This is a genomic window from Phenylobacterium sp., from assembly GCF_037138395.1.
Classification (GTDB): domain Bacteria; phylum Pseudomonadota; class Alphaproteobacteria; order Caulobacterales; family Caulobacteraceae; genus Phenylobacterium.
The window spans coordinates 1-8,706 of the sequence record NZ_JBAXIM010000108.1 but is presented as its reverse complement, the minus strand read 5'-3'; the positions used below and the strand labels follow the sequence as shown (position 1 = coordinate 8,706).

Genomic DNA, 8,706 nt, shown 5'->3' with positions numbered 1-8,706 from the left:
GCGGAGGCCTGGAGGAAGCCACCCGCAGGAATCTCGACCCTCGCCCTGCCGAACTGCACGACGGGGCGGCGCTGCAGGAAGACGCTGTCCCCGGCCAGGGTCAGTCGCGCGATTCCGAGCTCTGCGGCGATTTCGGCAGCGGCCATGCGGGCGTCGGCGGACAGGCCCCCGGAGCGGGCCTCGACGCCGGTCACGTCAATGTCGAGCCCGGTCCCGGTGGTGGTGACATGCAGGGTTGGCGCTGACTTCGGGTGCTCAAGGAAGGGTGCCGCCAGCCTTCGAAGTCCGGGCAGGGCGGCGGTTATGGCCGGATCCAGGACGATGCAGTCCGAGATCTCGACCAGGTTCCAGGACCTGCGGGCCTTGAAGCCCAGTCGTGCAATCCGTCGGTTGTCCCCGCGCCGGGCGTGCAGGGCTGTACGGCGGCGCGTGGCCGGCGCCGTTCTCACCACCGGCAGGATCTCTGCCTCGAGGCGCTCGAGGGCCAGGGTCGACCTCAGCCTCTCCACCTTCCAGGCCAGGGCGGCGGCATCGTCCCAATGCTGCAGGGCGCAACCCCCGCAGGTGCCAAAGTACAGGCAGGGCGGTGGCCGTCGGTCGGCACTGGGCGACTCGATGGCCTCCAGCACTGGTCCTTCGCGCCCGGCGCGCAGCCGCACGACTTCGCCCGGCAGGATGCCCGGGACGTGGAGCAGCCGACCATCGGCCAAGTGGATGACGCCATCGCCCTCCCCGCCGACAGAGTCGACGGTCAGGGGCCCTTCAGGCGGCGGCGGCGCGGATGGCGGGGGTCTGCGGGGAGGCACGAACACACCCTAGACTGTTTCGGTGTGTAGCGGGGAAGCCCCGAGCCTCGGCCTTGCAATCGCTGCCTTGTGACATAGGGTCTGCAAGACCTCGAAGGGAGCCCCGTCATGCGTTCGCTGATCACTGGAATCGCCGCCATCGCCCTGCTCACCGCCGGTACGCCGTCCGCGGTCCGAGCCCAGGCCGCGCCCTTGCAGGACTTCGGCCGGGGAGATGTCTGCCAGCAGCAGAAAAAGGACGCCGGGACCAAGGGCGCCCTGATCGGCGGCCTTGGCGGTGCCCTCCTCGGGCGGACCCTAGCGGGCAAGGGCAACAAGACCACCGGCACCCTGCTGGGCGCAGCCGCTGGAGCCGGGGTCGGCTACGGGGTCGGCCGGGGGTCCGTGACCTGCATCGACTACCCGCCCCAGGTCGTCCAGACCGACTACAGCCGCGATCACTGCCGCTGGGTCCAGCAGTCGCCACAGGAGGGCCAGGTGCGCCAGTTAGAGGTCTGCCAGAACTCCGACGGCGTCTGGCGCGCCAGCGGTCGGGAATAGTCAGGCCTTTCGGGCCGGCACCCGGAATTCGACCTTGTCGTCCGGCCTGTGACCCACCAGCCTGACGCCTCCAGGCAGTCGCAGGCGGCGAGAAGTGCGGGCTCGCAGACCCCGACGGCGGGTGGGAAGGGCGGCGGACATGGGTTCAGAGTGCCCATAGTCGCACAGGGGTTCAATCCAGGTCCCGAACTCCGGCCACCTCAAATGAAGACCGAGACCATCTGGCGGGCCCGGGCGGCAAGTTCGCCGGCGTCGTTCCAGAGGCTCATGTCCTGGGAGGCGTAGCCACCGCCCGCGGCGTCGATGACGCTGTCCAGCAACCACCATCCTGAGGCGCTCGTGGGGTCCGCCGCCATCATGTCCAGGGACCAGGTCATGGTGCTGAAGGGCGCGAATTCGGGAAAGAGCACCAGGGCGGGGGACGGTATGGCGTCGGCCAGTGCGACGAAGGCGGGCATTCCCGAGGGCGTCTCTCCGTCGCCGTGACGGATCCAGACGGTGATGCGGGGCTCGGCACCGGGGGTCAGGGGACGGGCACCGCCGGCGAGGCGGACGTCGAAGTGACGGGCGAAGCTGGGCGCGCGATCGGCGGCGAAGAAGGCTGGGCAGGCGTCTGGCGCGGGCGGGGCGGCAGGGCCGGATCCTGTCCGCAGGACCCGGGAGTCCCGCCCGGCGCCGTAGGTCAGGAGGGCGCGGGCCGCCGGACCCGCCTCCCCCGTCACCGCCGCCTCGATGACCACGGCGGACTTGCCCCGACGGACGGCCTGGGCCGTCACCTGGAGCGGCCCGGAAGCCGGACCCGCCAGGGCAAACTGGGCGCTCCGGAGGGGCGGCAGGTCCCGGTTCAGGCGCGCCGCCGCCTCCACGCACAGGGCCCCGGTCAGGCCGCCATAGGCCGTCCGGCCCTGGAGCCAGTCCCCCGGCAGATCGATGGCCAACCCCTCGCCCTCGGGGACCAGCGACCCCAGCATCTGGCGAAAGGACGTTCCGAGGTTCTGGGTCATAAGGGTCTCCCTGCGGGGTCCGACTAGCCGCTGGGAGAGAGCGACGCCAGCCCGGGATGGCGCCACTGGCGCGGCAGGGCCCCCTCCGGCTAGGATCAGCACATGTTCAGTCGCCGACGCTTGCTCCAGGCCGCCCCCGCCCTCGCCGTCTCACGGGGACTTGAACCTGCGATCCGGACCCTCGATCGCATCGACCTGGTGGACCCCGCCCGGGGACGAACGATCCCAACCCGCATTCATATGCCGACGGCCCCGGGACCCTGGCCGGTGATCCTGTTCAGCCACGGCTTTGGGGGGTCGCTCTCAGCCTTTGGCGAGACAGGGCGATACTGGGCGGCGCGCGGCACGGTCGTGATCCACCCGACGCATTCGGATTCCATCCAGGTCCCGGACCCGACCCTGCCGGCCGAGGATGCCCGCGCCGTCCGCCAGGCCCTCGCCGCCGCCATGGGCGCCCGCCCGACCGGTACGGCCCTGGCGGAGGTCACCGAGCGGCCGGTCTTCCTGCGCAGCCGCATTGCGGACATCGCCTTCCTTCAGTCGCTGGTACGCGCCCGGGACACCCGGCTTCCCGCCTCGGTCCGGGATCGCATGGACCCGGCCCGGATGGGCATGGCGGGGCACTCCTTCGGAGCCTACCTGACCCTGGTCCTTTGCGGGGCGAGGCTGTCGCCAGAACCCCCGCCGCCCCTGCCCGCGGGCTTCCGCGCCGGCATGGCGATCAGCGGCCAGGGCTCCGGACGCCTGGGGCTGAAGGCGGGCGCCTTCGACCGCATGTCCCTGCCGCTCTTCAGCGTCACAGGCAGCCGGGATTTCGGTGCCGCCCAAGAAACCCCGGACTGGCGGCTGGAGGCCTTTCGAAGCGCACCGCCCGGTCGCCAGTACGCAGCGATCCTGGACGGATTCCGGCACGGCGACTTCGATGCGCCAGAGAGCGACCCGGTCCTGGGCAAGCCCGTTGGCCGGCTCCGGGCCCTCCAGTCCGCCTTCTGGAGGGCGACCCTGGCGGGCGATGTCTCCGGCTGGACTGACCTTGACCGGGCGGCGGGGGCCTCCCGGGCCGGCTACCCCCTGGAGGTCCGCCGCCGGTGACCCACCCCGGTCAGGCCAGGGTGGTCTCGGCGATCTTCTTGGCGGTGGCGTAGTCGGCCTTGCCGTTGCTGGCCCGGATCGACAGGTCCGTGGCGACCACGCGCTTGGGCGTCTTGTACCCGGCCAGGGACCGGCGGACATGGGCGCGAAGGGAGTCCTCGTCCAGGCTGGCGCCTTCGGCGAGACGGACGACGCCGGTTACCGACTGCCCCCACTTCTCGTCTGGCAGGCCGACCACCAGGGCGTCCTCGACACTGGGATGGGTCTTGAGCGCCTCCTCGACCTCCTCCGGGAAGACCTTTTCGCCAGCGGTGTTGATGCAGGCCGAGCCACGCCCCAGCAGGGTCAATGTGCCGTCGGCCTCCACGATGCACCAGTCGCCCGGGATGGAATAGCGCACGCCATTTATCGTTCGGAAGGTCCGGGCGGTCTTTTCGTCATCCTTGTAGTAGCCGAGGGGGTTGGGCGGGCCGATGGCCACCATGCCCGACCGGCCCGAGCCGGGCTCTACGGGCTGGTCGTTCTCGTCGAACACCTTGCAGCGCTCGCCCAGCATGAACTTGGCAGTCTGGACCTCGGAGTCCTTGGTCATGACCGAGTTGCCCATGCCGAGGGCCTCGGAGGACGAGAAGCCGTCGCTCAGCATGGCCTGGGGCATGTGCTCGAGCATCCCCTTCTTGACCTCCTGGCTCCACATGACGCCGGAGGAGACAATGGCCAGGATGCTGGACACATCGTAGCGGCCCGGTGCGGCGTTGAGGGCGTTCAGGATCGGCTTGCCGAAGGAATCCCCGACGATCACCAGGGTCTGGGGTCGGTGGGCGTCGATGGCGGCCAGCAGCTCCTCGGCGTCGAAGTTGGGCTTCTCCAGGGTGACGACGCAGCCACCGGACATCATGGTTCCCATGGAGGTCAGGAGCCCGGTCCCATGCATCAGGGGCGGCGCGGGCAGGATCCGGGAACCGACCGGCATACGGCGGGTCGCCTCGGCCAGCGCCTCGAGGGTCTCGGGCACGGGACCCAGCTTGCGGGCGCCCTGGAGGGTGATCTCCCGCATGTCGTTGTGGGTCCACATGACCCCCTTAGGCATGCCGGTGGTGCCGCCGGTATAGATGAAGAACTGGTCGTCGCCGGACCGCTCGATATCCAGCGGGCCGCCGTTACCCTCTTCACCCAGGGCTTCGAAGCGCTCGGCAAAGGGTGCCACCTCTCCGGTATCGCTGACCTCGACCCAGGTCTTGACCTTGGGCAGGCGCGGCCGAATCTCGGCGACGGCGTCTCTGAACTCACTGGCGTAAACCACTGTCTGAGCGTCAGAATTATCGAAGATGTACCAGACTTCGTCAGGTGTGTAGCGATAGTTGACGTTGACGTGGGTCAGCCGGGCCTTCCACGCCGCTGCAACGGTCAGCAGGTATTCCGGGCGGTTGCGCATGTAGATGGCGATCTTGTCGCCAGGCTGGGCACCCCGGGCGATAAGGCTCCGAGCCGTGTTGTTGGTGGTGCGGACGGCGTCACCCCAGTTGATGACCCGCGATCCGTGGATGAAGGCGGGCGCCTCTGGGGGTACGTTGGGGCCCACCGCGTCCAGGATGTCTCCGAAATTCCAGCCCATAACACTCGTTCCTCCAAAATCGCCCTGCTCGCAAAGGCTTGGACCAACCGTCTCCCGGCCCGATCGCAAATGCAAGCCGCCACGCGGCGCAGTGCTGGCTTCAATCGATGGGCGGGTGTAGCAGGCAGTCATGGACAAAGAGGACGCAGGTTCCCCGACACCGCCAGCCGGGCGCGCCGCTCGGCAGAACCGGCTGCGCGTGCTGCCTTCGAGCCGCCGGGGTCGCAAAACCTATGAGCGGATCTTCGCCGCGACCGCCGAACTCGCGGCGGAAATGGGCTTCGAAGGGGTCAACACCAACCTGGTCGCCAGCCGCGCTGGCGTGAACATCGCCTCCCTCTACAGGTACTTCCCCAACAAGCAGGCGATCTTCGCCGCCATCTCGGAACGCCTGACAGCTGACTTCAAGGCCGAAATCTCAGCCCTGGTCGCCCAGATCGACGCCGGCCGGCCCTGGAAGGCGGCGGTTGCTGAGGGCATGCGCGTGGCCGCAAACCGAAGGCTAAGCTCCCCCGGCTCGCGTTCCATCCGCATCGCCATCCGGCTCTCCCCCGAGCTTCAGGAATTGGATTCGGCTGAAAGCCGCGCCGTGAGCGCCATGCTTGCGGACCTGATGATGCGCAGGTCCGGGGCAGAGCCGGAGCGTGCGCTGCTGGCCGGACGGGTGGCCATCGAACTGGCGGCGGCCATTCTCGACCTGCTGCTCAGCGAGCCGAATTCCGATGCTGAGGCCCTGGCGAACGAGGCCTCGGATGCCTTCATCCGCTACCTGACCCCCTTGATGGAGATGCCGGTCAGCGCGCCGCCGCCGCACTCCTGAGGGCAGTGACCAGGGCGACCCGTCCCTCGCGCAGGTCGGGGCCGCCGGACTTCGGCCAGGCAGAGTTCACGACAATGATGATGCGGTCTTCCCGGAAGGTGGTGATGGACTGGCCGAAAATGCCTGTGGCCTGGTAGGCACCGTTCGGCTGCATCCACCAGAAATAGCCATAGCCCGCCTGGCCGTTGTCGATCTGCTTTGTCGTCGCCTCCCGCGCCCATCCAGGCGGGAGAATGGGCCGGCCGTCGACGACGCCTTCATCCAGGACGAACTGTCCCACCCGCCCGTAGTCCCGCAGGGTCATGGAAATGCAGCACCCACCCCGTTCGAGCCCGCCGGGGTCGGTCACCCAGGCGGCGTCCGCCTCCATGCCGTAGGGCTTCCAGATCTTCTCGGATGCATACTCCGCAATGCCCTTGCCGACCGCCCGGGCCAGGAGGATGCCGACCAGGTCCGTCTCCCCTGTGTTGTAGTTGAACATCGTCCCCGGAGGATGGGCGCGCGGCAGGGTGCGCATGTAGGCGACGACAGGGTTCAGGCCGGGCTTGCCCTGCGCCAGCTTCAGACCCTCGGTTGGCCCCTTGGCCACATCGGAGTTGGGATCGCCGTAGTCCTCGTTCCAGCGGACACCCGAGCTCATCATCAGGAGCTGGCGCAGGGTCACGCCGTCGTAGGCGGACCCCTTCAGCTCGGGAAGGATTTGCGTGACTGGGGTCTTGAGGCTCTTGATGTACCCGTCCTGGATCGCCGCGCCCACCAGGGTCGCCGTGACCGACTTGGCGACGGAGAACGAGGTCCAGCGGTCGGAGGGCCGTCGGCCAAGACCATACCTCTCCAGAAGGACCTTTCCGTCCCGGATCACCAGGAGCCCGGAGACCTTGTAGGCCTCCATGTAGGCGTCGACGGTCCAGGTCTTTCCCGCATGGGTGAAGACCGGGTCGATCTCCCCACCCGCCAGGGGAAGGGCGTGGATCCGATCGCCGGCGGCGATGGTCCGGGTCTGGTAGACCGTCTCCATCGCCGGGTACCAGCGGGCCTGCTGGTCGGGGCTCCAGAAGAGCAGGTTCGGCGTATCTGGCTTCAGCGCGACCTGGGCCGGCGCAGAGACCGCAGACAGGCTTCCCGCCGCAAGCGTGGCCGCGAACAGACGCCTCAGGAGCCATCCCTGGCCCGAAGTCCTGGCGGGTGCCTTACTCCGCACGAAAACCCTCGTAGTCCCGGGCCGCCACCTGATCGATGCGGATTTTGTAGCCTTCTCCGATGTACGGCATGAAGACCCGCGGCTTTCCAGGGACATTGGCACCCATGTACCAGGAGGCGGCGTCCAGGTAGAGGCTGCCTTCCGCAGCGGCGTTGACGTGTTCCACCCAGGCCTCCTGGGCGGCGGAGTCGGCCTCCAGGGTCCGGACCTGGCGACCGTCGGCCCAGCCGATCGCGCCACTGATCCAGTCGATGTGCTGCTCGATGGACGAGATCATGTTCGACAGGACCGAAGGGCTACCCGGCCCGGTCACCGTGAAGAGGTTGGGGAAACCGGCCACCATCAGCCCCAGATAGGTCTTTGGGCCCTCGGCCCAGACCTCGCCCAGGGTACGACCGCCACGGCCGCGGATGTCCATCTTCAGGAGGGCACCGGTCATGGCGTCGAAGCCAGTGGCGAAGATGATGATGTCGAAGGGCGTCTCACCCGCCGAGGAGCGGATACCGGTTTCGGTGATGGTCTCGATGGGCGTCTCGCGCAGGTCGACGAGGCTCACATTGTCGCGGTTGAAGGTGTCGTAATAGTTGGTGTCGACGCAGGGTCGCTTGGCACCGATGGCGTAGCCCCGGGGAACAAGCCGCTCGGCCACCTCGGGGTCGCGGACCATCTGCCGCACCCTTTCGCGGACATGGTCGCCGACCTCCTCGTTCAGTTCGGGCATGCGCATCAGGTTGGGAATGGCAAAGAGGGACATCAGGCCCATGCCGTTCCAGAGCCCGCCCTTCAGGGCCTCCAGCTCCTCCCCCTGGACGCGGAGGTCCACCGGCGGTGCCGGGAAGATGGACCGGCCGCTCCGGAGCATGTCCCGGTAGGCGGTGAAGCCCGCCAGGTAGCCCTCGACCTCAGCCTCGCCCAAGGGCGAGTTAAGGGCCGGAAGGGAGAAGTTGGGAGTCCGTTGGAAGACGGTGACCTGGGCTGCCTGCTGGGCAATTAGCGGGATGGACTGGATGGCCGACGAACCGGTGCCGATCACGGCAACCCGCTTGCCGGCGAAGTCGACGCCCTCATGGGGCCAGAGGCCGGTCAGGTAGGTCTCCCCCCGAAAGCTGTCAGCACCGGGTATCTCGGGTGATTTTGGTACCGACAGGCACCCGGTGGCCATGACAACCCAACGGGCGGAGACCTCGTCGCCGAGGTTGGTCTTCACGGTCCAACGTCCGGATGCCTCGTCGAAGATCGCGCTCTCGACCCGGGTGTTGAACAGAAAGGCGGAGTCTAGGCCGAAGCGGTCGGCGATGTGCTCGGCATACTTCAGGATCTCGGGCTGGGGTGCGTACTTCTCGCTCCAGCGCCACTCCCGGGCCAGGTCTTCCGACCAGGTGAAGGAATAGAACAGGCTGGGGATATCGCAGCGGGCCCCAGGATAGCGATTCCAGTACCAGGTGCCCCCGACTCCGCCCCCGGCCTCGAAGCCCTGGACCGAAAGGCCAGCCTCCCGCGCCTTGTGGACCATGTAGAGGCCGGCGAAGCCGGCACCCACGACAGCCACATCCACGCTCGCACCCTGCACCGCCGTACGCGTCGCTGATCCGTCAGCCATGTCCGCCCTCCCACAGATATCTCTTCAA

General features: G+C 68.2%; 7 protein-coding genes and 1 pseudogene. 3 read left to right on the top strand and 5 right to left on the bottom strand.

Translation table 11 applies throughout. The features are described from left to right. Window positions 1-806 (bottom strand): annotated as a pseudogene (locus tag WCJ52_RS09390) (RNA methyltransferase); the annotation flags it as partial. A 108-nt stretch (window positions 807-914) separates the two neighbouring features. Here WCJ52_RS09390 and WCJ52_RS09385 point away from each other — a divergent pair. Next, a complete protein-coding gene (locus WCJ52_RS09385; RefSeq protein WP_336903045.1) occupies window positions 915-1,346 on the top strand; it encodes a glycine zipper 2TM domain-containing protein in 432 nt (143 codons plus the stop codon). A 200-nt stretch (window positions 1,347-1,546) separates the two neighbouring features. Here the strand turns inward: WCJ52_RS09385 and WCJ52_RS09380 are convergent, their stop codons facing one another. After that, window positions 1,547-2,350 (bottom strand): thioesterase family protein, encoded by an 804-nt coding sequence (locus WCJ52_RS09380; protein WP_336903044.1) that lies wholly within the window; start codon window positions 2,348-2,350, stop codon window positions 1,547-1,549. Between the two features lie 102 nt (window positions 2,351-2,452). Between WCJ52_RS09380 and WCJ52_RS09375 the strand changes: the two genes are divergently transcribed. After that, window positions 2,453-3,442, top strand: coding sequence for a hypothetical protein (locus WCJ52_RS09375; RefSeq protein ID WP_336903043.1), 990 nt, complete (start codon window positions 2,453-2,455; stop codon window positions 3,440-3,442). Between the two features lie 10 nt (window positions 3,443-3,452). Here WCJ52_RS09375 and WCJ52_RS09370 read toward each other — a convergent pair whose 3' ends face one another. Then, window positions 3,453-5,057 carry an acyl-CoA synthetase gene (locus tag WCJ52_RS09370; RefSeq protein WP_336903042.1) on the bottom strand — a complete coding sequence of 535 codons (1,605 nt, stop codon included), beginning with the start codon at window positions 5,055-5,057 and terminating at the stop codon, window positions 3,453-3,455. A gap of 130 nt (window positions 5,058-5,187) precedes the next feature. Between WCJ52_RS09370 and WCJ52_RS09365 the strand changes: the two genes are divergently transcribed. Continuing rightward, a complete protein-coding gene (locus WCJ52_RS09365; RefSeq protein WP_336903041.1) occupies window positions 5,188-5,877 on the top strand; it encodes a TetR/AcrR family transcriptional regulator in 690 nt (229 codons plus the stop codon). Here WCJ52_RS09365 and WCJ52_RS09360 read toward each other — a convergent pair. Continuing rightward, window positions 5,852-7,078 carry a serine hydrolase domain-containing protein gene (locus tag WCJ52_RS09360; RefSeq protein WP_336903040.1) on the bottom strand — a complete coding sequence of 409 codons (1,227 nt, stop codon included), beginning with the start codon at window positions 7,076-7,078 and terminating at the stop codon, window positions 5,852-5,854. The two genes, WCJ52_RS09365 and WCJ52_RS09360, sit on opposite strands and share 26 nt — an antisense overlap. Continuing rightward, entirely contained in the window at window positions 7,068-8,678 is a 1,611-nt protein-coding gene (locus WCJ52_RS09355) for an NAD(P)/FAD-dependent oxidoreductase (RefSeq protein ID WP_336903039.1), read from the bottom strand. Before WCJ52_RS09355 ends, WCJ52_RS09360 begins: the two co-directional genes overlap by 11 nt. Window positions 8,679-8,706: the final 28 nt, after the last annotated feature.

Coding starts and splice junctions, on each gene's coding strand:
- WCJ52_RS09375 (WP_336903043.1), top strand. CDS start 2,453: ATGTTCAGTCGCCGACGCTTGCTCCAGGCCGCCCCCGCCCTCGCCGTC.
- WCJ52_RS09355 (WP_336903039.1), bottom strand. CDS start 8,678: ATGGCTGACGGATCAGCGACGCGTACGGCGGTGCAGGGTGCGAGCGTG.
- WCJ52_RS09385 (WP_336903045.1), top strand. CDS start 915: ATGCGTTCGCTGATCACTGGAATCGCCGCCATCGCCCTGCTCACCGCC.
- WCJ52_RS09370 (WP_336903042.1), bottom strand. CDS start 5,057: ATGGGCTGGAATTTCGGAGACATCCTGGACGCGGTGGGCCCCAACGTA.
- WCJ52_RS09365 (WP_336903041.1), top strand. CDS start 5,188: ATGGACAAAGAGGACGCAGGTTCCCCGACACCGCCAGCCGGGCGCGCC.
- WCJ52_RS09380 (WP_336903044.1), bottom strand. CDS start 2,350: ATGACCCAGAACCTCGGAACGTCCTTTCGCCAGATGCTGGGGTCGCTG.